Genomic DNA, 23,049 nt, shown 5'->3' on the forward strand with positions numbered 1-23,049 from the left:
ACGGCTTCCGTCTTGAGGAGACCCATGACCCCGGTGGACATCACTCCGGATTTCAACCCGCTGCGGTTGGCGTCCGATCGTCGGCTGAATCGTATTGCGGGCCCAAGCAGCCTGATCATCTTCGGAGTGACCGGTGACCTGTCGCGCAAGAAACTGATGCCGGCTGTCTATGACCTGGCCAATCGCGGTCTGCTGCCGCCCGGTTTCGCTCTCGTCGGCTTTGCGCGACGCGACTGGGCCGATCAGGACTTCGAGAGAGTTGTCTACGACTCGGTCAAGCAGTACGCGCGCACGCCGTTTGAAGATGAGGTCTGGGAACAACTGGCCCAGGGCATCCGGTTCGTCTCTGGCGAGTTCGACGACGACGCCGCATTCCACCGGCTGAAAACGACGGTGGATGAACTCGATCGTGATCGTGGAACCATGGGCAACCATGCCTTCTATCTCTCGATCCCGCCGAAAGCGTTCCCGTTGGTCACCGAACAGTTGCGACGGTCCGGGCTTGCCGAGCAGTCCAAGGGTTGGCGCCGTGTCGTTATCGAGAAACCGTTCGGCAGTGATCTCAAGACCGCGCGTGAACTGAACGCCGTCGTCGAAACCGTGTTCCCTCCGGATTCGGTGTTCCGCATCGACCATTATCTTGGTAAAGAGACTGTACAGAACATTCTCGCGCTGCGTTTCGCCAACGAGTTGTATGAGCCGATTTGGAACGCCAACTACGTCGATCATGTGCAAATCACCATGGCTGAGGACATCGGGGTCGGCGGTCGTGCGGGCTACTACGACGGGATCGGAGCGGCCCGTGACGTCATCCAGAACCATCTTCTGCAACTGCTGGCACTGACAGCCATGGAAGAACCCGTCTCGTTTGATGCTGCCGACCTGCGTGCGGAAAAGGAGAAGGTGCTGAAGGCGGTGCGAGTGCCGAAGGACCTCGCCACGGCCACCGCCCGCGGCCAGTATTCCAGCGGCTGGCAGGGTGGCGAGAAGGTCGTCGGATTCCTTGACGAGGATGGCATGGACCCTTCCTCGATCACCGAGACGTATGCGGCCATCAAACTCGGCATCGGCACGCGGCGCTGGGCGGGGGTGCCGTTTTATTTGCGGGCAGGTAAGCGGCTCGGCCGCCGCGTGACCGAGATCGCGGTCGTGTTCAAACGGGCCCCTCAGCAATTGTTTGCCGAGAGTCAGACGTCGGCGCTGGGCCAGAACGCCCTGGTGATTCGTGTGCAGCCGGACGAAGGTGTCACGATCCGCTTCGGGTCCAAGGTTCCCGGAGCCGGCATGCAGGTGCGCGACGTCAGCATGGACTTCGGCTACGGGCATGCCTTCACAGAAGCCAGCCCCGAAGCCTATGAGCGGCTTATCCTCGACGTGCTGCTCGGTGATCCGCCGCTGTTCCCACGGCACGAAGAGGTTGAACTGTCCTGGAAGATCCTCGATCCGATTGAGGAATTCTGGGCGGCCGAGGGCGCTCCAGAGCAGTACCGGCCCGGAACCTGGGGTCCGGCATCCGCAGATGATCTTCTGGCCCGTGACGGCCGCACCTGGAGGCGACCATGATTGTCGAACTGCCCGACACGACCACGAGCAAGGTGTCGAAAGCTCTCGTCAAGATTCGCGAGGAGGGTGGCGTCGTCACCCTCGGTCGCGTGCTCACGCTGGTGATCGCCACGACCCTCGGTGCGGAAGAGGATGCGATCGAAGCTGCCAACGACGCCTCGCGCGAACATCCGATGCGCGTGATCGTGATCTCCACGGCCGACGAAGACAGCGGGCCAGGTGAGCAGGAAGGGCGCCTGGACGCGCAAATTCGGGTCGGCGGCGACGCAGGAGCGAGCGAAGTCATCGTTCTTCGCGCTTATGGCGAGACCGCCCGTGACGAGGAAGGTCTTGTCACCGGTCTGTTGCTGCCGGACGCTCCCGTTGTTGCGTGGTGGCCGGGCGTTGCGCCCGCTGTTGTCTCAGCGTCGCCTCTCGGCCGGATTGCGACCCGTCGGATAACGGATGCGTCAACCCAATCCGACCCGCACGAAGCGCTCGTGCACCTGTCGCAAACCTATGTTCCCGGTGACACGGATTTCGCGTGGACGCGCCTCACCCTCTGGCGGGCGCAACTTGCTGCCGTGCTCGACCAGCCACCCTACGAAGCGGTGACGGCGATCGAGGTCGCCGGCGCCCCGGATTCACCGTCAACGCTGCTGCTGGGTGCCTGGCTGGCGCTGCAGTTGGATGCGCCGGTGCAACATGACCTGACTTCGCGCGCCAGCGGCTCCATCGGCATCCACGGCGTACGTCTGACCCGTGAGTCCGGCACGATCGAGCTCGAACGGGACATGCCAAGCATCGCAACGCTCAGCCAGCCTGGGCAACCCGTGCACGACCTTTCACTCCCCCGCCGCGGGCTACGTGACTGTCTCGCGGAGGAACTGCGTAGGCTGGACCCAGATGACCTCTACGGCGAGGTGATCACACACGGGCTGGCTCGGCTTGAGGCGGCTGAACAGGGAGCGGCGGGGTAATCGATGACGAACGAACGGCGGGTGCTTGTTCACCCAGACAAGCAAGCGCTGGCGGCTTCTGTCGCCGCGCGTTTCATCACGAAAACCGTTGATATCCTCGACGATCGTGGGCGTGCCACCGTTGTCCTCACCGGCGGCACGATGGGGATTGCCGTGCTTGCCGCCGTGAATAGCTCGCCGGCGCGTGACACGATCGACTGGTCTCGTGTGCACTTCTGGTGGGGTGACGAGCGCTTCGTCGAGAAGCACTCGGATGATCGCAACGAGAAACAGGCTCGCGAGGCGCTCTTGGACCACATCATCGTTCCGGCGGGAAACGTACATCCGTTCCCCGCATCAGACGAGGGGTTCAGCATCGAGGACGCTGCCGCCGATTACGCTGCCCGGCTTGCCGAAAACGGTGAGGACGGCGCTGCATGGCCGCGCTTTGACATCACATTCCTCGGGGTCGGGCCCGATGGACATATTGCTTCGCTGTTCCCCGACCGCCCGGGGATTCGCGAGACGGATGCCGTTGTGATTGCTGTGACAAACTCTCCGAAGCCGCCGCCGGCACGGTTGAGCCTGACCCGCCCTGTGTTGAACTCGTCGGACAGGATCTGGCTCGTGCTTGCGGGCGCGGACAAGGCGTCTGCCCTCGGGCTCGCGTTAGCGGGCGCCAGTTATACAGAGGTTCCCGTCGCTGGCGCGAAAGGGCGCAAGCGCACCGTGTTCTTCGTCGACAAAGATGCTGCCGCCGAAGTTCCGGAAAGCCTCATCGCCTCGATTTACTGACGAGTTCGACGCTCGACTCGCCACGGTGATCGAGTGGGCCGCGACGAAGGAGCAACCCTGCCACGGTGATCGAGTAGGCCGCGACGAAGGAGCAACCCTGCCACGGTGATCGAGTAGGCCGCGACGAAGGAGCAACCCTGCCACGGTGATCGAGTAGGCCGCGACGAAGGAGCAGCCGTATCGAGATCAGTTCGTCGCAGAGAGCTTGCCGCGCCGTTCGCGCAACTGACGCAACGCGTCTTCGAGCAGTTGTGCGGCCTCGTCTTCTGTGCGACGTTCCTTCACGTATGCCAGGTGTGTCTTGTATGGCTCGAGCTTCGCGACAGACGGCGGGTTCTCCTTGTCGCGCCCGGCCGGGAGGCCGGACTGCGGGGAGTCGATCGTCTCGGGAATCTCTTCTTCGGGCAGGTTCGCCGCGAAGTGACGCACAGTCTCGTTACCGAGGGCATCCCAATACGAGATGGTGATTCGCTCGGCGTGATACCCCCGGTCCTGCTCCCCCATCGGACCCGCACCGACGCGGGAACCTCGAATTGCACTGCCTCCGGATGCCATGGAATCTCCTTGTCTACGCCGCAAACTTGGTGATCAGGCCGAGCACGATGATGCACGCGATCCAAATCAAACCCAGAATGACGGTGATGCGGTTGAGGTTGCGCTCTGCGACTCCGGACGCGCTCAAGTTCGATGTGGTGCCACCGCCGAACATGTCGGAGAGACCGCCGCCGCGGCCCTTGTGCAGAAGAATGAGGAGGGTGAGCAGGAGGCTGGTGATACCCAGCAGAACCTGCAACACGACCTGGAGAATCGGCACGGATAACCTTTCGGAAAGACAATGGCCGAGCAAACGCTTATCGAGGCCACAGACAAGTATAACCGCCACGCACTCGCGCGACGCTTTGGCCGGCTACAGCCCGACGTGTTTCTTGAAACGTGCAATCGCGCCGAACTCTGCGACGTCGAGGCTCGCACCGCCGACCAGTGCGCCGTCGATGTTCGGCTCGCGCATGAAGCCGGCGATGTTGCCAGACTTGACCGATCCGCCGTAAAGGATGCGTGTGCGCGCCGCAATGCCGGCTCCGACCTCTTGGCCAAGCACCGCACGCAGTGCCGCCGCAACGTTCTCGGCTTGATCGGGGGTCGCCGCCTGGCCGGAGCCGATCGCCCAAACGGGCTCGTATGCCACGACGATATCCGAAGCATCGGTCACCTGTGCCAACGCGGCTGTGAGCTGTGCGACCGGCACCGCACTCGGGCCGTGCGTTTGCAGATCCTCTGCCGTCTCACCAACGCAAATAACCGGCACGATCCCGTTCTTCAGTGCAGCGCCAACTTTTGTCGCGACGGCCTCGTCGGACTCGTGGTGCAGCGTTCGCCGCTCCGAATGGCCGATGATCACATATCGGCAGTCGAGATGGGCCAGGAACACGGCCGAGATCTCACCGGTGAAGGCGCCTGCATCGTGCTCTGAAACGTCCTGGGCGCCGAAGGCGAGTGGGAGTTTGTCCGCGGCGACCAGCGTTTGCACGCTGCGCAGATCGGTGAACGGCGGGAAGACCGCGACTTCAACCTCGTCGTAGTCGTGTGCGGCGTCTTTCAGACTCCACGCCAGTTTCTGCACGAATGCGATCGACTGCAGGTGATCGAGATTCATCTTCCAGTTGCCTGCGATGAGCGGCGTGCGCCCCACCGATTTCGGCCCTGATCCGCTCACTGCTGTTGCCATCCGAGTACCTCCAGTCCTGGGAGCTTCTTGCCCTCGAGGAACTCGAGACTTGCACCGCCGCCCGTCGAAATATGGCCGAACTGATGGTCGGCGAAGCCGAGTGCACGCACGGCCGCTGCGGAATCGCCGCCACCGACAACGCTGAGGCCGTCGACCTCTGTGAGTGCGTCTGCGACGGCGCGCGTGCCCTCTGCGAACGGCGCCAGTTCGAAGACACCCATCGGGCCGTTCCAGAAGACGGTGCGTGACGCGCGAATCGCCGTTGCGAACGTGGCCGCGGTTTCCGGCCCGATATCGAGTCCGAGCCCGGATGCCCCCCACGCGGTGTCTTCGATTGCTTCTGCAGAGCGCACCACATGTTCCGCATCCGCACCGAACCGTGACGCCACGATGACGTCGGTCGGCAGAACGATCTCGACGCCAAGAGCGGCGGCCTGTGTCAGATAGTCGCGCACGGTCTCGAGTTGGTCTGCCTCGAGCAGGCTGGCGCCCACCGCGTGGCCTTGCGCTGCCAAGAAGGTGAACATCATGCCACCGCCGATCAATAGCGTGTTCACGCGCGGCAGCAGGTGGCCGATGACGCCGAGCTTGTCTGAGACTTTGGAGCCGCCGAGAACGACCGTGTAGGGCTGCTCCGGCGAAGCTGTCAGGCGATTGAGCACATCCAGTTCCGTCGCGATGAGTTGTCCGGCGGCGCTCGGTAACGCCTGCGCCAGCTCGTAGACGCTGGCCTGCTTGCGATGCACGACACCGAACCCATCAGAGACGAACGCGTCGCCGAACGCTGCGAGCTTGGCGGCGAATGACGCGCGTTTTTCCGCATCTTTCGCCGTCTCGCCGCGGTTGAAGCGGAGGTTCTCCAGGAGCGCGACGTCGCCGTCTGCGAGCCCGGCAACGGCATCCTGTGCTGCGCTGCCGACGGTGTCGTGCGCGAAAGTGACCGGTTTGCCCAGCAGCTCGCACAGTCGCTGCGCCACCGGCGCGAGGCTGTACTGGGCGTCTGGCACGCCGTCCGGTCGTCCCAGGTGCGAGATGATCACCACTCGCGCGCCCTGGTTGATGAGCGCGTTGAGTGTTGGCAGCGACGCCCGCACGCGGCCATCGTCCGTGATCACGCCGTCCTTGAGGGGGACGTTCAGGTCACAGCGGACGATGACGCGTTTGCCGGCGAGCGAACCCAGTGAATCGAGAGTGCGAAGCGTCACTGCGTTCCTTCTGTTGAGCGGATCCGGTCGAGCGGATCGGTGTCTAAAGGCGGTCTGCCACGTACTCGGTGATGTCGACGAGCCGGTTCGAGTAGCCCCACTCGTTGTCGTACCACGAAGCGACTTTCACCTGCGATCCGATGACTTTGGTGAGGCCGGCGTCAAAGATCGACGAATGCGGGTCGGACACGATGTCACTGGAGACGATCGGGTCTTCGGTGTAACTGAGGATGCCCTTGAGGCTGCCCTCTGCTGCCGTTTTGTATGCCGCGTTGACCTCGGCGACAGTCACCGGCTTGGTCAACTCGACGGTGAGGTCTGTGATCGAACCGGTCGGCACCGGCACGCGCAGCGCATAGCCGTCGAGTTTGCCGACGAGTTCTGGGATGACAAGGCCGAGCGCTTTCGCGGCACCGGTCGAGGTCGGGATGATATTGATGGCAGCGGCCCGGGCGCGACGCAGATCGCTGTGGGGGCCGTCCTGAAGGTTCTGGTCGGCGGTGTATGCGTGCACTGTGGTCATGAGGCCACGCTCGATGCCGAAGTTGTCGAGAAGTACCTTGGCCAAAGGGGCCAGGCAGTTCGTGGTGCACGACGCATTCGAGATGATGTCATGAGTTGCGGGGTCGTATGTGCCCTCGTTGACGCCCAGAACCAGTGTCGCGACATCCGCACCGGAAGCAGGGGCCGAGATGATGACCTTCTTCGCGCCGGCTGTGATGTGCTTGCGCGCATCTTCTGACTTCGTGAAGCGGCCCGTCGATTCAATCACGATGTCGACGCCAAGTTCGCCCCATGGCAGATTCGCGGGGTCGCGCTCTTCGAGAACCTTGATCGGCTTGCCATTGACGACGATGTTGTCGCCCTCGAGCTCGACGGTTGCATCAAGACGGCCAGTGATCGAATCGTACTTCAACAGGTGTGCGAGCGACTTGTTGTCTGTGAGGTCGTTGACCGCAACGATCTCGAGGTTGCTGCCCTTTGCCAAGGCTGCGCGAAAGTAGTTACGACCAATACGACCGAAGCCGTTGATGCCGATCTTGACGGACACAGATCACTCCTGTTGTTCACAGCGCCGCGAGGCGCATTTTTGTTTGAGGGGGAAGGACGGACGACGGCGTCCCGGGCGGTGCACCCGCCCGGGACACCATTCCAGCTATGACAGTAGCAGCAGCCCGGATGTCTTTTCACGTGCGGCCTGGAACCGCTTGTCGACATCGGCCCAGTTCGCGATGTTCCAGAATGCCTTCACATAGTCGGCCTTGACGTTGACGTAGTCGAGATAGAATGCGTGCTCCCACATGTCGAGGGTCAGCAGCGGCACGGTCGATGTTGCCAAGTTGCCCTGGTGATCATAGAGCTGCTCGATGATGAGCTTGCCGCCCAGGGCGTCCCACGCCAAGATCGACCACCCGGAACCCTGAATGCCGAGTGCCGACGCAGTGAACTGGGCACGGAACTTGTCGAAGGATCCGAAGAATTCGTCGACTGCGGCCGCGAGTTCGCCGGTGGGCTTATCGCCGCCGTCCGGCGAGAGGTTGTTCCAGAACACCGTGTGGTTCACATGACCTGCCAGGTTGAAGGCCAAGTCTTTCTGGAGCTTGTTGATGTTTCCGAAGTCGTCAGCGTCTCGGGCTTCCGCAAGCTTGGCCAGCGCCGTGTTGGCGCCGGTGACATAACCCTGATGGTGCTTGTCGTGGTGAAGCTCCATGATGCGCCCACTGATGTTTGGCTCCAGAGCCGAATAATCGTAGGGAAGGGGGGCGAGTGTGTAGTCAGCCATTGAGTAATCTCCTCGTTATTTCACCCGCACCGAGAGCGATTCCAGGCGCGGTTAGAGTGACGTTTCCAGTGTACCGACCCAGGCTCGGCGCGTTTGGCGGGCTAAACGTCGAGGTCGGCGGGCAGATTGGCTTCTGTTCCGTCGATGCCGAGGTCTGCGGCGCGCTTGTCGGCCATCGCCAGCAACCGGCGGATGCGGCCGGCTACGGCATCCTTCGTCATGGGCGGGTCGGCATGGTGACCGAGCTCGTCAAGGCTCGAGTCGCGAAAGCGCAGCCGCAACTCCCCTGCGTAGCGCAGATGCTGCGGCATGTTGTCGCCGAGGATCTCCATCGCGCGTTCAACTCGAGCGCACGCTGCGACGGCCGCCTGCGCGGAACGTCGCAGATTCGCGTCGTCGAAGTTCACCAGGCGGTTCGCGGTGGCTCGCACTTCGCGGCGCTGGCGCAACTCTTCCCACGCCTTCACCGTGTCGTGCGCGCCCATGCGCGCGAGCATGGTGCCGATCGCTTCACCATCGCGGATGACGACTCGGTGCACACCGCGCACCTCGCGCGCTTTCGCTGAAACGCCCAGCCGCCCGGCAGCGCCGACCAACGCCATTGCGGTCTCGTTGCCTGGGCAGGTGATTTCCAATGCCGCAGATCGGCCCGGGTCCGTCAACGATCCATGAGCGAGGAACGCTCCGCGCCACAGAGCTGCAAGCTCCTCCTTCGACCCGGTGGTCAGGCGATTCGGGAGGCCACGGATCGCTCGGCGGCGGGCATCGAGCAGGCCGGTCTGCCGGGCAAGGGTTTCGCCGCCGTCGAGCACGCGAACCAGGTATTGGTTGCTCCGCCTGATGCCCGACGCCGAGATCACGGAAACCTCGCTGCGCACTCCGTACAACTCGGCCAGTGCTTTGCGCACGTGGCGCGCGAGCTCGGGGGTGTCCAATTCGCTCTCGACTGCGATGCGGCCGGAGATCAGATGAAGCCCGCCGGCAAGCCTCAGGATCGTGGCCAGTTCTGCCGCCCGGACGGTGGTTTTGCTGACCGCAACACCGAGCAATTCATCCTTGACGTCTGCAGTGAGTGCCAATGAGAACTTCCATTCTGCGGTTCGGTGCCCGCCTCATGATGCGCTGGACTGTGCTGATGCTGGGTGCGGACGCTGGGTGCGGACGCTGTACTCGTGCGGACGCTGTGCTGGTCGGTTGCCCGTCACTCTCGGCCGAGGTCGCGATGTTTCGTGTTGACGGCGACGCCGGGGAGATGCTCCAGTCGGGACGCCAGCTCTTCGACGAGCGCGACGGAGCGGTGTTTTCCCCCCGTGCAGCCTATCGCGATCACGGCGTGTCGTTTGTTCTCGCGCTGATAGCCGGCCAGCACGGGTTCTAGTGCCCGCTCGTAGTTGACAAGGAATTCCTCTGTGCCTGCCTGCTCGAAAACGAAGGTGCGCACATCTTCGTCGAGCCCGGTCAGCGACCGCAACGTCGGAATCCAGAATGGGTTCGGCAGGAAGCGGGCATCCGCGACGTTGTCAGCATCCGACGGTAGGCCGTACTTGAAGCCGAAGCTCATCACCGTCACCTGCACGCCAGCGGTGTTCTCGGCCGCAAATGTTTCGGTGATGGTCGTGGCCAATTGGTGGATATTCAGGTCGGAGGTGTCGATGATGATGTCGCTCGACTCGCGGATTTCCCGCAGTCGTGTGCGCTCGAGGCTGATCCCATCAAGGAGCGTTCCGTCGCCCTGGAGCGGGTGGGGGCGCCGGACTGACTCGAAACGGCGAACGAGAACAGCGTCCGTTGCCTCGAGAAACACCACCCGCACTTGGGTGCCCACCCGCAGGGAGTGGATGATGTCCTGCAAGTCCGAGAAGAAATTGCGCCCGCGAACATCGACGACCGCTGCGATCCTCGGCAGGGTTGAGCCGGCACGGCTTGCCAGTTCGACCAGCGGCCGCAACATTTGCGGCGGAAGGTTGTCGACGACGTACCAGTCGAGGTCCTCGAGCGCGTTCGCGACAGTGGACCGCCCGGCCCCTGACATGCCCGTGACGATCAGTACTTCTTGCAGTTGCTCCGGTTCCGCGGTCATTGAATCGAGCCCCCCGTCGGGTTGAGTGACCTGCTCCTAGCCTATCGAAGCGCCGCCGCCTCGAAAGCGCCGCCCTCGCTGGGCCGTCCCGAGGGCCGCGTCAACCGCCGTGTAGAGCGTCATGGATTGTCGTGGCCAGCGCGCTGCCGATGCCGGGGACCTGGGTGATCCCGGCGATGTCCGCCTTCTTCAGCTGTGCGACCGACCCGAAATGACGCAGGAGTTCTCGAACGCGGGTGGGGCCGAGGCCCGGGATCTCGCCGAGGACGGATGCGATGTCGCGCTTACGCCGCGCACGTTGATAGGTGATCGCGAATCGGTGTGCCTCATCGCGGATGCGTTGAATCATGAAGAGTGCATCGCTGTTGCGCGGCAGAATCACCGGGTAGTCGGAGTCCGGCAGCCACAGCTCTTCGAGTCGCTTGGCGATGCCGGCCAGTTGTATGCCGGTGACGCCGGACTCCCTGAGCGCACGCGCCGCCGCCGCGACCTGCGGCTGCCCGCCGTCGACGATCAACAGCTGCGGCGGATAGGCGAACTTACCGACAGGACGCACTTCTTCGGTCCCTGAGTGTGCCTCGTCGGTCCCCGAGTGTGCCTCTTCGGTCCCCGAGTGTGCCTCTTCGGTCCCTGAGCTTGCCGAAGGGCCCGGCTCCTTCAGATAGGCCAGCCGACGCGAGATGACCTGATAGATCGATTCCGTGTCGTCTGTGGAGGATGGAATGCTGAACCGGCGGTACTGATCTTTGCGCGGCAGGCCGTCTTCGAATACGACCATCGATGCGACGATATTGGTGCCGCTCAGGTGTGAGACGTCGTAGCATTCCATTCGCAATGGCGCCTGCTCCATGCCGAGCCCGTCTCGGATGTCGGCAAGTGCCTGCGAGCGCGTGACGAAGTCTGCACTGCGCCGCGTCTTGTACAGCATCAACGCGTTCTTGGCGTTGAGTTCTGCAGTCAGAGCCAGAGCCGCCTTCTCGCCCCGCTGCGCGACCTTGATCCGCACCCGACCGCCTGATAGCACGCGTCCGGTCTGCTGGTCGATGGCCTCGTGCCGACGTGCGGCCAGCCAGAGCTCCAATTCCTCGGCGTCGTCCGGCAACTCCGGCACGAGCACCTCGCGCGGCGGCACAGAGTCGTCTTCATAGGCGTTCTGCAGCACCGTCTCGACGAGGTCGGCCCGCGTCACGTCCAGTTCTTTGTCGACCACCCAACTACGCACGCCGCGGATGCGACCGCCTCGCACAATGAACTGCTGAACAGCGGCCGCGAGTTCGTCGTCCGCGATTCCGAAGACATCCGCGTCGACATGGTCTGAGAGAACGATGGCGGTCTTTTCCATGACGGCGCGCAAGGCCCCAAGATTGTCGCGAAAGCGAGCGGCTGCCTCGTATTCCTGCGCTTCTGCAGCGGCGCGCATCCGGTCTTCGAGTTCGTGGACATAGTGAGTGTCGTTGCCGGCGATGAATGAGACGAAGTCGTCGGCGACCGCACGGTGTTCCTCCTTCGTGACCCGGCCGACACACGGGGCGACGCATTTGCCGATGTCGCCGAGCAGACACGGCCGACCCGTCAATTCGGCACGGCGATACACGCTGTCTGAGCAGCTGCGCATCGGAAACACCTTGAGCATGAGATCGACGGTTTCCCGAATCGCCCAGACCTTCGTGTACGGGCCGAAGTAGCGGGTGCCTTTCTGATGCTTGTTGCGGGTCACCATGACCCGCGGCACCTCCTCCCCCATGGTGACGGCGAGGTACGGGTACGTCTTGTCGTCGCGAAATTGGACGTTGAAGGGTGGATTGAACTCTTTGATCCAGGTGAATTCGAGTTGGAGCGCTTCGAACTCGTTGGCGACGACGGTCCATTCGACGCTCGTTGCCGTGGTCACCATGCGCCGAGTTCGTTCGTGCAGGCTGGCCAACGGGGCGAAATAGTTGCTCAGGCGTGCACGTAGGTTCTTCGCCTTGCCAACATAGAGGACGCGCCTGTTCTCGTCCCGGAAACGGTACACACCGGGGCCGGTGGGGATCTCACCGGCCTTGGGTCGATAACCGACGGCGTCGCTCATCGGCTCATGCGCTCTTGCGTTCGAGGTGTTCCGAATCCCCCTCGAGGATTTCTTTGAGGAACACTCCGGTGAAACTGCCCTTCGCGTGGGCAACCTGTTCAGGTGTTCCTGTGGCGATCACCCGGCCACCGCCGGCTCCGCCTTCTGGGCCGAGGTCGATCACCCAGTCGGCGGACTTGATCACATCGAGGTTGTGCTCGATGACGATGACGGTGTTGCCCTTGTCGAGCAAACCGTTCAAAACCATCAGCAGCTTGCGCACATCTTCGAAGTGCAACCCGGTCGTTGGTTCGTCCAAGACGTACACGCTGCGACCGTTCGAGCGACGCTGAAGCTCAGTCGCGAGCTTGACCCGCTGCGCCTCGCCGCCGGAGAGCGTGGTCGCGCTTTGGCCGAGGCGAACATACCCGAGACCGACTTCGACCAACGTTTTCAGATAGCGGTGGATGGCCGAGATCGGTTCGAAGAATTCGGCTGCCTCTGCGATCGGCATGTCGAGCACCTCCGCGATGTTCTTTCCTTTGTAGCGCACGGAGAGCGTGTCCCGGTTGTAACGCGCCCCTCCACACACCTCGCAGGCGACGTACACATCAGGCAGGAAATTCATCTCGATCTTGATCGTTCCATCACCGGAGCACGCCTCGCAACGACCACCCTTGACATTGAAACTGAATCGCCCGGGCAGATATCCGCGCGACTTGGCCTCGAGTGTCTCGGAGAAGAGCGTACGAATTCGGTCGAAAACGCCGGTGTACGTGGCGGGGTTGGAGCGCGGCGTACGCCCGATCGGCGCCTGATCGACGTGCACGACTTTGTCGAGGTTTTCGAGCCCGGTGACCCTGGTGTGCTTGCCCGGCAACTTGCGTGCACCGTTCAGCTTGTTGGCCAGCACCCGGTAGAGCACATCGTTGACGAGGGACGACTTGCCGGAGCCGCTGACCCCGGTGACGGCGATGAAGGTGCCGAGCGGGAAGTCGACTGTGACCTTCTTCAAGTTGTTGGCTTGTGCACCGACGACCGTAATCTTTCGCTCCGGATCGATCGGCCTGCGGGTGCTGGGCGTCTCAATCGACCTCCGGCCCGCTAGATAGTCTCCTGTGAGCGATGCGGTGTTGGCCACCAGATCCTCGAACGACCCGGAGTGCACGACCCGACCACCGTTGACTCCTGCACCGGGGCCGATGTCGACAATCCAATCAGCCGTGCGGATGGTGTCTTCGTCGTGTTCGACGACGATCAGAGTGTTGCCGAGATCGCGCAAGGCGATCAACGTCTCGATCAATCGGCGATTGTCGCGCTGATGAAGGCCGATCGACGGCTCGTCGAGCACATACAGAACGCCGGTCAAACCGGAGCCGATCTGGGTGGCCAACCGGATGCGTTGCGCTTCGCCACCCGACAATGTGGCCGCTGCGCGCGCCATGCTCAGATAATTCAGGCCGACCTGGATCAGGAAGTCCAACCGTACCTTGATCTCACGAAGCACCTGAGCTGCGATCTTTTGCTCGCGCTCGGTGAGGACGAGTTTGTTCATGAACACGCGGGCGTCGGCAAGGCTGAGGAACGCGACATCCGCGATGCTTTTGCCGTGCACGAGCACGGCGAGCACTTCGGGCTTCAACCGTTTGCCGCCGCACACCTGGCACGGCACCTCTCGCAGGTATTCGGCCCAACGCTGGCGTTGCGTGTCTGTTTCAGCCTGTAAATACTGTCGTTCGATGTACGGCACCACGCCTTCGAACCCGGACGTGTAGCTCATTTCCCTGCCGTACCGGTTGCGCCACTTGACCTTGACTTCGAAGTTGTCGCCCCGCAGCACAGCGTTCTGGATGGCCTGCGGCAGTTTTTTCCACGGGGTCTCCAGATCGAAGTGCAGATCGCGTGCAAGCCCATCGAGCAGCTTCTCGTAATACTGGAACAGCCCCTTGCCCTGTGTGGTCCAGGGCAGGATGACACCCTCAGCAATGCTCAACGACGTATCGCCGAGGAGCAGGTCCTCGTCCACTGACATCCTGGTTCCGAGACCGGAGCACTCCGGGCAGGCTCCGAACGGGGCGTTGAACGAGAACGTGCGGGGTTCGATCTCGGTCAGCTGGATCGGATGGTTGTTCGGGCAGGAGAGCTTCTCGCTGAAATTGCGCGACGCATCCGCCCCCTGCCTGTCGACGAAGCTGACCTCGATCAGACCGTCGGTCAGGCCGAGCGCGGTCTCGAGCGAGTCGGTGAGGCGGCCGAGGATGTCGGGGCCGGCGACGAGGCGGTCGACGACGACCGAGATGTCATGTTTGTATTGTTTCTTCAGAGTCGGCGGGTCGCTGAGCTGGATCTGCTCTCCGTCGACCAGGGCACGGGCGTAGCCGCTTGCGCCGAGTTCGGCGAAGAGATCGACGAACTCGCCCTTCTTCTGCTTCACCATCGGGCTGAGGATCAGGTAGCGCGTTCCTGCTTCCAGTTCCATCAACTGGTCGGCGATTTGCTGCACGGTCTGGCGCTGGATCTTCTCGCCGCAAACAGGGCAGTGCGGTATGCCGATACGGGCCCAGAGCAGGCGCATGTAGTCGTAAATCTCGGTGATCGTGCCGACAGTTGAGCGCGGATTGCGGTTTGTCGACTTCTGGTCGATCGAGACGGCGGGGCTCAGTCCTTCGATGAAATCGACATCGGGCCGATCAACCTGTCCCAGGAACTGGCGCGCATATGCGGACAGTGACTCGACGTAGCGGCGTTGCCCTTCCGCGAAGATCGTGTCGAACGCGAGTGACGATTTGCCCGACCCGGACAACCCGGTGAAAACGACCAACGCGTCTCGCGGAATCTCCAGATCGATATTGCGCAGATTGTGCACGCGGGCACCGCGCACACTCAATTTTGCCTGGGATTGCACCTGAGTTACTGACACCACACGAGTCTATGTTCCGCCACTGACATTCTTCACCCGAGCACTGCTGCGCACAGCGAACAGGGGCGCCCAGCTCCGCCCATCGGTGCAGTCTCAACCGCCACAGTCTCAACCGGTGCAGTCTCACCCGGCGCAGTCTTACCCGCACAGTCTCAGCCGTGCAGTCTCAGCCGTGCAGTCTCAGCCGCGCAATCTTGCACGCAGAAGCGGGCCGGTGAGCACGACTGCGAGCACGACCAACGACACGGCCGCCACCGCCGCGGCGGCGGGAATCGCATCCGCGACGTGGCCGATCCGAGGGGAAAAAACGAACAAGGCGAGACCGGCGCCCAGTTGAACCGGCACCTGGATCAGGAGGTAGCGCCTCAGCGACGCGGCGAAACCTCGGAGCTGCAGGCGCGCACGAACGGGCATCACCAGCGCGAAGGACGCCAGGAGGTGCAGGAGGTGCACCCCGGCCAGGAGCAGATAGAAATGCAGGTCGAGCGGTGACGGCTGCCGCCACAGGACTCCAGCGCTGAGCAGGATGATGAGCCCCCACGCGGCGGGAAGGCGCGGGAAGAAGCCCGCGAGCACGGCCAGCGTCAAACCGAAGCCGAACCACAGTCCGAGCGGCAGCTGGCTCACGCTCAGGGCGACCCCGACGCCGACGACAGCGACTCGCAGCGCCCATCCGGGTACGCGCTGACCGATCTGCGGCCGGGAGCGCAGTCGCACCCGATCAGCGCCGCTGGGCACGTTGCCGTCAGCTTCGCGAGCCGTATCGTCCAATGGGCTTCCCCCGCTCACCGCGCGGCCCTCGCGGGCCTGCTCAGCGTGCGCAGTTGCGCAGCACGGTTTACGCCGGCGTGCAGATTCTGCCATCGCATCACCTCGACGCCGATGCGTTCGAGCGCCCGCACGCGATCGGCACGCTCCATCAGGACGATGCGGTGAGCCACGAGCTGCTCACGGGTCAGGTGCTTGAGCCTGGCCGCCGGAAGCACATCGACGGCGATCACCCGATGTCCTGCACCGCGCCACAGCGTGGCCATCCGGCCGGCTTCGTCGTCGAGAAACGTGGAAAGCACGTAGATCAGCGCGCCGGTGACGACGATCGGTGGTCGCACTCGGTACAGCACGGGGCCCGACGGACCGGCCTGCTCGATCGCGCGAACGAGGCGAGCCAGGTGTCTGCTGCCGCTGCCATGCTGCACGGCTCGGGCGCTCGAAGCGAGGTCATGGAAGCCGACCCGATCGCCGACCCGGATATAGCCGGCGGCGAGCGATGCTGCGGCCTGGCGGGCGATGTCCATCGACCCGAGCCCCTGGGCAAGCGGCGAGGTGGTTCCCCACGCGTCGACGTTTTCACCGATGTCGTCCCTGCTGTCGAGAACCAGCAGCACCGTGGCGTCTGCATCCGCCGTCGTGCGCCGGACGTACAGTTCACCGGATTCGCTGCCGCGGCGCGCGGTCGCCTTCCAGTCGATCCTGCGTAACCGGTCGCCCGGTACGAATGGGTGAATGTCGCGGAACTCGCCGCCGTCTCCTGCACGTCGCGATGGGTGTGTGCCGGTAAGCCCGTGCAGCACGGGCGGCACCGGCAAGCTCGAAACCGGATCGTACTTCGGCTCGATCACCCTGCTGACGATGACGCTTGGGCCGATGTTGCTGATGAAGCCCGCGTCCGCGCCGATCAACCGGTGTTCGATGCGCAAGAACTCCTGAGGACCGGAGTGCACTAGCGGAACTACGCCGTGAACAGCTGCGGCGCCGACGCGGCCGATGAGTACGTCGCCGATCGGCTCGCCGAGGCCGGTCAGTCGCAACTGCACCTGTTCGGCGGGCTCGGGCATCCGCAGTGCGATGGTGTAGCCGAGGCTCGAGCGGTCCGGCAGCGCGGATAGCTGGGCGCGCAGCTGCACGGCGTGAGCGCCCGGCGGGCGCTTCTCCCAAGCGAGCGCCGCGCTGATCAGCAACGGAAGCGCGAGCAGCACGAGTTCTAGCCGTGAAAAGAGCACTCCGCCCGCACACAGCAGAAGGGCGACCGCGACTGCGGCCGGCGCGGCCGCGCTGAGCCGCCACACCGGCGCGTATTCGGCATCCGGCACTGACTGTTCCGGCGCTGACTGTTCTGGCGCCGACTGTTCTGGCGCCGACTGTTCCGTTGGCGGGAGTGCGTCGTGGTCGGAGTCGGCGGTCATCGCGCCACGGGCTCCTGATGGGCTGCACCGACGGCGGGTGGGCCGGCGACCTGCTCGACGATCGTGGCGATTACGTGGGTCGCCTGGATGCCGTTCGCCCACGCCTGCGTCGTCAGTGACAGACGATGAGCCAGCACAGGCACGGCGACACGCTTCACGTCTTCCGGTGCGACGAAATCACGCCCGTTCATCACGGCAAGTGCGCGCGCGACCAGCATCAGCGCCTGAGAGCCGCGTGGAGACGCACCGACCTGTACAGATGAGTTGGATCGCGTCGCCGCCGCAAGATTCACGCAGTAGTCGACGATGTCCGTGTCGACGTGCACGGTCTCGATTCCCCGCTGCATCGCGAGCAACGTCTGCGCATCGACGACTTTCTCCACGTGCGCCACCTCGTGCCGCCGTGCAATGCGGCCGAGGAGAATCTTCCGCTCACCGTCGCCTGCCGGATAGCCGACGGCCAAGCGCACCATGAAGCGGTCCAATTGTGCTTCTGGCAACGCGTATGTGCCTTCGAACTCGATCGGGTTCGACGTGGCGATGACGTGGAACGGCTGCGGCAACGCGAAACTCTTGCCTTCTACGGTGACCTGCGCTTCTGCCATTGCTTCCAGCAGTGCTGATTGGGTCTTCGGTGCCGTGCGGTTGATCTCGTCTGCGAGGAACAGCCCTGTGAAGATGGGACCTGGTCTGAAGACGAAATCCCCGCCTGCAGGCGTGTATACGAACGACCCTGTGATGTCTGACGGTAACAGGTCCGGAGTGCACTGCAGTCGCCGGAAGTCCAGGCCGATTGCCGAGGCGATGCTTCGCGCGGCCAGCGTTTTGCCGAGGCCGGGGACGTCCTCGAACAACACGTGGCCGCCGGCAAGAATGGTGGCGAGTGCCAATTCGAGCGCATCCGTCATGCCGACGACCACCGTGCTGACTCGTTCAAGCACGGCGGCGCTCAAACGCGCGATTTCGGTGATCGGCATCGGGGCGATCGGCATCGGGGCGGTCTCATCGATATTGTCAGTTTCCGGCGTCATGACGTTCTCTTTCTGCTCGGGCATCCCTTGTGAAGGCATCGGTGAGTGCGGTGGTTGCGCCGTCGAACAGGCGGCCGAATTGGGTTGTGGCGGTACGCGACGGCGGATCCGCTACACCGGAACCAGCCTCGACCAGGTGCCCGAGGCCGTCGAGGCAGCGCTCGAGCTGGTAGAACGTTGGCAGTGAACGGGGATTCGGCCGGAGCGTCCGGTACGCGGCCGGCCCGATCAATTCGATGACGGCCGCTTCGTCCGCTGGATCGTCCAGATCGAGCTCGTGCGGCTCGAGTCTGCGTGCTGCCAGAAGCCTGATGCGGATCAGAGCACCGGGCTGCACGCGTCCCCTGCGAGTGCGCAGGGTCCAGGACAGCCGAGTGACGTCACCACGGTTGCCATCAGCACGCGCTGACAGCTCGAGCGGCCAGCTTGACGCGGGATTATCCGGGATCAGTTGCCAGCTCAATCCGAGGGCGATCACGGCTGCGGCAACGAGCGTGGCATGCCAGGCATCAATGCCGAGATACCAGAGGAAGGCGGCAGCAAGCGCGGCGGTCACCAGGAGGCCGATCGCCCGTCGACGGAACGGACGTCGCAGTAGGGCGCGCCACGGCGATTGGGTCGGTGCTTGCGTCGTCATGAACGGCGCTCCCATGGCGGCCTCGGAACGGATGCGGCGCGGGCGTTCAGCGCGGCATCCCACGACATCGAGAGCGACTGCAACGCGCGGCGGACCTGTTCGACATCCTCTTCGGTTGCGGGGTGGTCGCCGAAGCGTACACGCAAGTAGGCGTTCAACAATGTCCGGACCGCTGAAGAGTCAGCGGGCACTCGCCTCAGGATTCGCGATGTGAATTCGGTGGGCGTTTCTGCGCCTCGGCGCTGGATGCCCGACTCGGCTGCAGCGTCTTGCACGCCCAACCAGGCCTTCACGATCGCGTCGTGCGGTTCCCGCTCCTCGTCGAGGCTCGCGATCGCACGAGAGAAGCCACGCTTGATGACGGGAGCGCTGACCGCCTCAGGCACAACCTCGGCAACCAGATCGTCAACGGAGTCGATCGACGTCGGTGGCAACCCTTGGGCAGTCCTGTCCGGCCGTCGAGCAAGCCAGCGCAAGACGAGCACGATTGCCGTCAATGCGGCGATTCCCACCAGAATCCAGCCGACGATCGAGAGGTCGAGCGCGCCGCGCGCGGCTCCTGGCGCGGCGGGCAACGGCGTTATGGTGCCAGTGGGCTGTTGCCGTCCGGTGGGAAAGTTCGTGTTGTGCGGTGCGCTGAAGTCGGGCACCCAGCGTATTCCGGTGAACTGGGCCGCACCTTGCAATCCGACGCTGACGACGAGGACAGCGCCGAGCAGTATGCAGCCGATCAGGATCGCACCGGAGCGTTTCATCGCTGCTCTTCGACGCTGCCTGGTGCCACGTTCGTCATCCGTTCACCGTACCGCGCCGAGCCTCGCCGACAGGCCGCTGATCCTGGGCTCAGGCGTGCCCGGCTTTCTCCATTTGCCGAAGGTCACGTTTGAGGTCGCCCAGCTCGTCGCGCAGTCGCGCGGCCAACTCGAATTTCAGTTCGCCGGCCGCGGCGAGCATCTGGTCGTTCAGATCGGCGATCAACGCTTCGAGCTCGTTCGCTCCAGCAGCGGCGATACCCACGTGACGCAGATTCGGCGTCGGCGCCCTCTTCTTGCTGTCACGCCCGGCGAGCATCTTCGCAGTGTCCGCCCCTTCTCTGGCCAGCACATCGGTGATGTCTGCGATCTTCTTGCGCAGCGGCGTCGGGTCGATGCCGTTTTCAGTGTTGTACTCGACCTGCTTGGCGCGACGGCGGGTCGTCTCGTCGATGGCCTGTTTCATCGAATCGGTCAGCACGTCCGCGTACATGATGACCTGGCCGGAGACGTTCCTGGCGGCGCGTCCGATTGTCTGGATGAGCGATGTCGATGACCGCAAGAACCCTTCTTTGTCCGCGTCGAGTATCGCAACCAGGGACACTTCGGGCAGGTCGAGGCCTTCACGAAGCAGATTGATGCCGACCAGCACGTCGTAGACGCCCTGCCGCAATTCTGTCAGCAGTTCTACCCGGCGCAACGTGTCGACGTCGGAGTGCAGATAGCGCACGCGAACGCCGGCTTCGGCGAAGTAGCCGGTGAGTTCCTCAGCCATCTTCTTGGTCAGTGTCGTCACCAGAACGCGTTCGTTGCGTTCTTCGCGCACGCGGATCTCCTCAAGCAGATCGTCGATTTGACCCTTGGTCGGCTTGACGATGATCTGCGGGTCGATCAGACCCGTGGGGCGGATGATCTGCTCGACGATGCCCGCACCGAGCCCCATTTCGTAACGGCCGGGCGTTGCGGACAGATAGACCGTCTGACCGACTCTGTCTTTGAATTCGTTCCACTTCAGCGGGCGGTTGTCGAGCGCGCTCGGCAATCGGAAGCCATGCTCGACGAGTGTGCGCTTGCGTGAAGCGTCGCCCTCGTACATGGCCCCGATCTGCGGCACGGTCACGTGTGATTCGTCGATGACGACGAGGAAATCATCTGGAAAGTAGTCGAGCAGGCAGTGCGGGGCCTCCCCAGGTGCGCGGCCGTCGATGTGTCTTGAGTAGTTCTCGATGCCGGAGCAGAACCCGATCTGCTCCATCATCTCCAAGTCGAATGTCGTACGCATCCGCAGGCGTTGCGCCTCGAGCAGCTTTCCGGCGCGTTCGAGTTCGGTGAGGCGTTCCTCGAGTTCGATCTTGATCGTTCCGATCGCGCGTTGCATGGTTTCCGGGCTCGCCGCATAGTGGGTTGCCGGAAAGACCGACACCGCATCCATCCGTGAAATGATCTCGCCGGTCAGCGGGTGCAGCGCGTACAGTGCTTCGATCTCGTCACCGAAGAGTTCGATGCGGATGGCGTGCTCCTCGTAGACCGGAATGATCTCGATGGTGTCACCTCGTACGCGGAACTTGCCGCGCGAGAAGTCGACGTCGTTGCGCTCGTACTGCATACCGACGAACATGCGAATCAAGCGGTCGCGCCCAACCTGCTGGCCGACCTGCAGCGCCGCCATCGCGTCGAGGTACTCTTCGGCGGCGCCGAGGCCGTAGATGCAGGACACGGTCGAAACCACGACGACGTCTCGCCGGCTGAGCAGTGAGTTCGTGGTCGAGTGCCTCAGTCGCTCGACCTCGGAGTTGATTGACGAGTCCTTCTCGATGAAGGTGTCCGTCTGCGGCACATATGCCTCTGGCTGGTAGTAGTCGTAATACGACACGAAGTACTCAACGGCGTTGTTCGGCATGAGCTCGCGGAATTCGTTGGCCAATTGCGCGGCGAGCGTTTTGTTGTGTGAGAGTACGAGTGTCGGTCGTTGCACCTGCTCGATCAGCCAGGCGGTTGTCGCCGACTTGCCTGTGCCGGTGGCGCCGAGCAGAACGACGTCGGTTTCGCCCGCGTTGATCCGCGCCGCCAGTTCGGCGATCGCTTGTGGCTGATCACCGCTTGGCGAGTACTCGCTGATGACCTCGAACGGATGCACAGCGCGGGTTGGTTCCATGATTCAAGTTTATGGAGAACCACAGACACTCGGCCGTCGTATGCTCGCGGGCACGAGTGCCGCCGTGTTACCGGTTGCGATTGCGGTGCCGGTCGCGGCCGCGATCGCGCGTGTCCCACCCGCCAGCGCCGTATACGAGGATTCCCGCCACCGGAATCAGCAGGAACCAAAGCCAGGCAACGCTGTAGCCCCACAGGGTGCCGGTGAGAAAGAACAGTGCGACGGCCACGAACGGTGCGATGGCGGCAAGCGCGTACTGCCCGTTGCGCAATGCCTTCTCACCGGGAGCGGCCTCAGTCGGCTCCGCGAATGCTTCGTGCGCGCTCCGGGGTGGAAGCGGGTGGGAACCGGTTGAGGGCGTCGTCCCGGCGGGGAGGTCAGCGAACACCGGTGCGAGGTCCCCGCGCGTTGTCGCGGCGCGAACGGACGCTGCGCGCTCCGCCGCTTCCGCGTCAGTCAGTCTGCCTTCTGTCGCAAACTGGTCGAGGGCTGCGACGGCTTCGTCCCGTTCTGCATTGCTGAGTCGGAGATTGCGGGTTGCTGGGTCGGAGAAATCGATCACGCGTACATTCTTGCCTAACCGTGCCGTGCGTGCGAGTCGGCATCGCCTGATCCGCGCACGGTCTGCCACAACTCGTCCGCCTGCTGCAGCGTCTGTGCCAGCGACCCGCCGGTGTCGATCACAACGTCGGCGACAGCGAGCCGGTCAGCATCGGATGCTTGCGCTGCGACGCGCGCCGCGGCATCCGCCTGTGAATATCCGCGCAACTCGACGAGCCGACTAATTCTCGTCTCGGCCGGGGCATGCGCGACGACGACGCGGTCGAATTTCAGCGGTCGACCCTCAGCAACCTCGGTCAGAAGGGGAACGTCGTAGACGACAACAGCGCCCGGGTCGTTCGCCTCGGCGAGCGCGAACAACTCGCGCGCGCGAGCCCACACCGCAGGGTGCGTGATGGCGTTGAGGCTCAGTCGGCTTGCCTCGTCCGAGAACACGATGCCGGCGAGCGCCTGCCGGTCCAAGCTGCCGTCCGTGCGGATCACGGATGGCCCGAATCGCTTCGCTATCGCGTGCAGCGCAGGCGTTCCCGGTTCGACAACCTCGCGTGCCAGCCGGTCAGCGTCGACGACCACGGCACCGTGCTCCGCGAGCCGGGCAGCGACGGTCGATTTTCCGGAGGCGATTCCGCCGGTGAGCGCGAGGAGATGCACTCAGACAGACTACCCGGCC

General features: G+C 63.6%; 21 protein-coding genes. 3 read left to right on the forward strand and 18 right to left on the reverse strand.

Annotation, left to right across the window (positions count from 1 at the left end; all coding sequences use genetic code 11):
- The first annotated feature begins 24 nt into the window (after nt 1-24).
- Genes zwf through pgl form a run of 3 tightly spaced genes read left to right on the forward strand, consistent with a single transcriptional unit; the run spans nt 25 to nt 3,296 of the window.
- On the forward strand, nt 25-1,563 hold the full coding sequence (zwf, locus tag QU604_RS10630; RefSeq protein WP_308468774.1) for a glucose-6-phosphate dehydrogenase: 1,539 nt from the start codon (nt 25-27) through the stop codon (nt 1,561-1,563).
- Nucleotides 1,560-2,522, forward strand: coding sequence for a glucose-6-phosphate dehydrogenase assembly protein OpcA (locus QU604_RS10635; protein ID WP_308468775.1), 963 nt, complete (start codon nt 1,560-1,562; stop codon nt 2,520-2,522). Before zwf ends, QU604_RS10635 begins: the two co-directional genes overlap by 4 nt.
- 3 nt (nt 2,523-2,525) lie before the next feature.
- Nucleotides 2,526-3,296: a 6-phosphogluconolactonase gene (gene pgl, locus QU604_RS10640; RefSeq protein ID WP_308468776.1), complete on the forward strand. Its 771-nt coding sequence runs from the start codon at nt 2,526-2,528 to the stop codon at nt 3,294-3,296.
- A 186-nt stretch (nt 3,297-3,482) separates the two neighbouring features.
- On the opposite strand, the gene QU604_RS10645 is transcribed toward pgl, so the two are convergent.
- The 18 genes from QU604_RS10645 to coaE form a co-directional block, all read right to left on the reverse strand.
- Nucleotides 3,483-3,851 (reverse strand): RNA polymerase-binding protein RbpA, encoded by a 369-nt coding sequence (locus QU604_RS10645; RefSeq protein WP_308468777.1) that lies wholly within the window; start codon nt 3,849-3,851, stop codon nt 3,483-3,485.
- A gap of 13 nt (nt 3,852-3,864) precedes the next feature.
- Entirely contained in the window at nt 3,865-4,110 is a 246-nt protein-coding gene (gene secG / locus QU604_RS10650) for a preprotein translocase subunit SecG (RefSeq protein WP_308468778.1), read from the reverse strand.
- A gap of 93 nt (nt 4,111-4,203) precedes the next feature.
- Nucleotides 4,204-5,022 carry a triose-phosphate isomerase gene (tpiA, locus tag QU604_RS10655; protein ID WP_308468779.1) on the reverse strand — a complete coding sequence of 273 codons (819 nt, stop codon included), beginning with the start codon at nt 5,020-5,022 and terminating at the stop codon, nt 4,204-4,206.
- Complete coding sequence (locus QU604_RS10660; protein WP_308468781.1) at nt 5,007-6,227, reverse strand: phosphoglycerate kinase; 1,221 nt, start codon at nt 6,225-6,227, stop codon at nt 5,007-5,009. Before QU604_RS10660 ends, tpiA begins: the two co-directional genes overlap by 16 nt.
- A gap of 43 nt (nt 6,228-6,270) precedes the next feature.
- Complete coding sequence (gap, locus tag QU604_RS10665) at nt 6,271-7,278, reverse strand: type I glyceraldehyde-3-phosphate dehydrogenase (protein WP_308468782.1); 1,008 nt, start codon at nt 7,276-7,278, stop codon at nt 6,271-6,273.
- Between the two features lie 105 nt (nt 7,279-7,383).
- Nucleotides 7,384-8,010: a superoxide dismutase gene (locus QU604_RS10670; protein WP_308468783.1), complete on the reverse strand. Its 627-nt coding sequence runs from the start codon at nt 8,008-8,010 to the stop codon at nt 7,384-7,386.
- A gap of 101 nt (nt 8,011-8,111) precedes the next feature.
- Nucleotides 8,112-9,089 (reverse strand): DNA-binding protein WhiA, encoded by a 978-nt coding sequence (whiA, locus tag QU604_RS10675; protein ID WP_308468784.1) that lies wholly within the window; start codon nt 9,087-9,089, stop codon nt 8,112-8,114.
- Nucleotides 9,090-9,211: 122 nt separating this feature from the next.
- Nucleotides 9,212-10,090: an RNase adapter RapZ gene (rapZ, locus tag QU604_RS10680; protein ID WP_308468785.1), complete on the reverse strand. Its 879-nt coding sequence runs from the start codon at nt 10,088-10,090 to the stop codon at nt 9,212-9,214.
- A 100-nt stretch (nt 10,091-10,190) separates the two neighbouring features.
- Complete coding sequence (uvrC, locus tag QU604_RS10685; RefSeq protein WP_308468786.1) at nt 10,191-12,161, reverse strand: excinuclease ABC subunit UvrC; 1,971 nt, start codon at nt 12,159-12,161, stop codon at nt 10,191-10,193.
- Nucleotides 12,162-12,165: 4 nt separating this feature from the next.
- Nucleotides 12,166-15,060, reverse strand: a complete 2,895-nt coding sequence (uvrA, locus tag QU604_RS10690; RefSeq protein ID WP_308468787.1) for an excinuclease ABC subunit UvrA — start codon at nt 15,058-15,060, stop codon at nt 12,166-12,168.
- Between the two features lie 180 nt (nt 15,061-15,240).
- Nucleotides 15,241-15,831, reverse strand: a complete 591-nt coding sequence (locus QU604_RS10695) for a hypothetical protein (protein ID WP_308468788.1) — start codon at nt 15,829-15,831, stop codon at nt 15,241-15,243.
- A gap of 14 nt (nt 15,832-15,845) precedes the next feature.
- Complete coding sequence (locus QU604_RS10700; RefSeq protein WP_308468789.1) at nt 15,846-17,243, reverse strand: DUF58 domain-containing protein; 1,398 nt, start codon at nt 17,241-17,243, stop codon at nt 15,846-15,848.
- Nucleotides 17,240-18,274, reverse strand: coding sequence for an AAA family ATPase (locus tag QU604_RS10705; protein ID WP_308468790.1), 1,035 nt, complete (start codon nt 18,272-18,274; stop codon nt 17,240-17,242). The genes QU604_RS10700 and QU604_RS10705 overlap by 4 nt, the downstream gene beginning before the upstream one ends.
- Nucleotides 18,258-18,911 carry a hypothetical protein gene (locus QU604_RS10710; protein ID WP_308468791.1) on the reverse strand — a complete coding sequence of 218 codons (654 nt, stop codon included), beginning with the start codon at nt 18,909-18,911 and terminating at the stop codon, nt 18,258-18,260. Before QU604_RS10710 ends, QU604_RS10705 begins: the two co-directional genes overlap by 17 nt.
- Nucleotides 18,908-19,666 (reverse strand): DUF4129 domain-containing protein, encoded by a 759-nt coding sequence (locus QU604_RS10715; protein ID WP_308468792.1) that lies wholly within the window; start codon nt 19,664-19,666, stop codon nt 18,908-18,910. The genes QU604_RS10710 and QU604_RS10715 overlap by 4 nt, the downstream gene beginning before the upstream one ends.
- 88 nt (nt 19,667-19,754) lie before the next feature.
- Nucleotides 19,755-21,818, reverse strand: a complete 2,064-nt coding sequence (gene uvrB / locus QU604_RS10720; RefSeq protein WP_308468793.1) for an excinuclease ABC subunit UvrB — start codon at nt 21,816-21,818, stop codon at nt 19,755-19,757.
- A gap of 67 nt (nt 21,819-21,885) precedes the next feature.
- On the reverse strand, nt 21,886-22,380 hold the full coding sequence (locus tag QU604_RS10725; RefSeq protein WP_308468794.1) for a DUF1707 SHOCT-like domain-containing protein: 495 nt from the start codon (nt 22,378-22,380) through the stop codon (nt 21,886-21,888).
- Between the two features lie 14 nt (nt 22,381-22,394).
- Nucleotides 22,395-23,030 (reverse strand): dephospho-CoA kinase, encoded by a 636-nt coding sequence (gene coaE / locus QU604_RS10730; RefSeq protein ID WP_308468795.1) that lies wholly within the window; start codon nt 23,028-23,030, stop codon nt 22,395-22,397.
- Nucleotides 23,031-23,049: the final 19 nt, after the last annotated feature.

Origin of the sequence: Rathayibacter sp. SW19, assembly GCF_030866825.1 — a bacterium.
Classification (GTDB): Bacteria; Actinomycetota; Actinomycetes; order Actinomycetales; family Microbacteriaceae; genus Rathayibacter_A; species Rathayibacter_A soli.

Coding starts and splice junctions, on each gene's coding strand:
- QU604_RS10705 (WP_308468790.1), bottom strand. CDS start 18,274: ATGACGCCGGAAACTGACAATATCGATGAGACCGCCCCGATGCCGATC.
- uvrC (WP_308468786.1), bottom strand. CDS start 12,161: ATGAGCGACGCCGTCGGTTATCGACCCAAGGCCGGTGAGATCCCCACC.
- QU604_RS10635 (WP_308468775.1), top strand. CDS start 1,560: ATGATTGTCGAACTGCCCGACACGACCACGAGCAAGGTGTCGAAAGCT.
- uvrB (WP_308468793.1), bottom strand. CDS start 21,818: ATGGAACCAACCCGCGCTGTGCATCCGTTCGAGGTCATCAGCGAGTAC.
- rapZ (WP_308468785.1), bottom strand. CDS start 10,090: ATGACCGCGGAACCGGAGCAACTGCAAGAAGTACTGATCGTCACGGGC.
- pgl (WP_308468776.1), top strand. CDS start 2,526: ATGACGAACGAACGGCGGGTGCTTGTTCACCCAGACAAGCAAGCGCTG.
- QU604_RS10715 (WP_308468792.1), bottom strand. CDS start 19,666: ATGAAACGCTCCGGTGCGATCCTGATCGGCTGCATACTGCTCGGCGCT.
- tpiA (WP_308468779.1), bottom strand. CDS start 5,022: ATGGCAACAGCAGTGAGCGGATCAGGGCCGAAATCGGTGGGGCGCACG.
- QU604_RS10670 (WP_308468783.1), bottom strand. CDS start 8,010: ATGGCTGACTACACACTCGCCCCCCTTCCCTACGATTATTCGGCTCTG.
- QU604_RS10645 (WP_308468777.1), bottom strand. CDS start 3,851: ATGGCATCCGGAGGCAGTGCAATTCGAGGTTCCCGCGTCGGTGCGGGT.
- QU604_RS10700 (WP_308468789.1), bottom strand. CDS start 17,243: ATGACCGCCGACTCCGACCACGACGCACTCCCGCCAACGGAACAGTCG.
- QU604_RS10710 (WP_308468791.1), bottom strand. CDS start 18,911: ATGACGACGCAAGCACCGACCCAATCGCCGTGGCGCGCCCTACTGCGA.
- zwf (WP_308468774.1), top strand. CDS start 25: ATGACCCCGGTGGACATCACTCCGGATTTCAACCCGCTGCGGTTGGCG.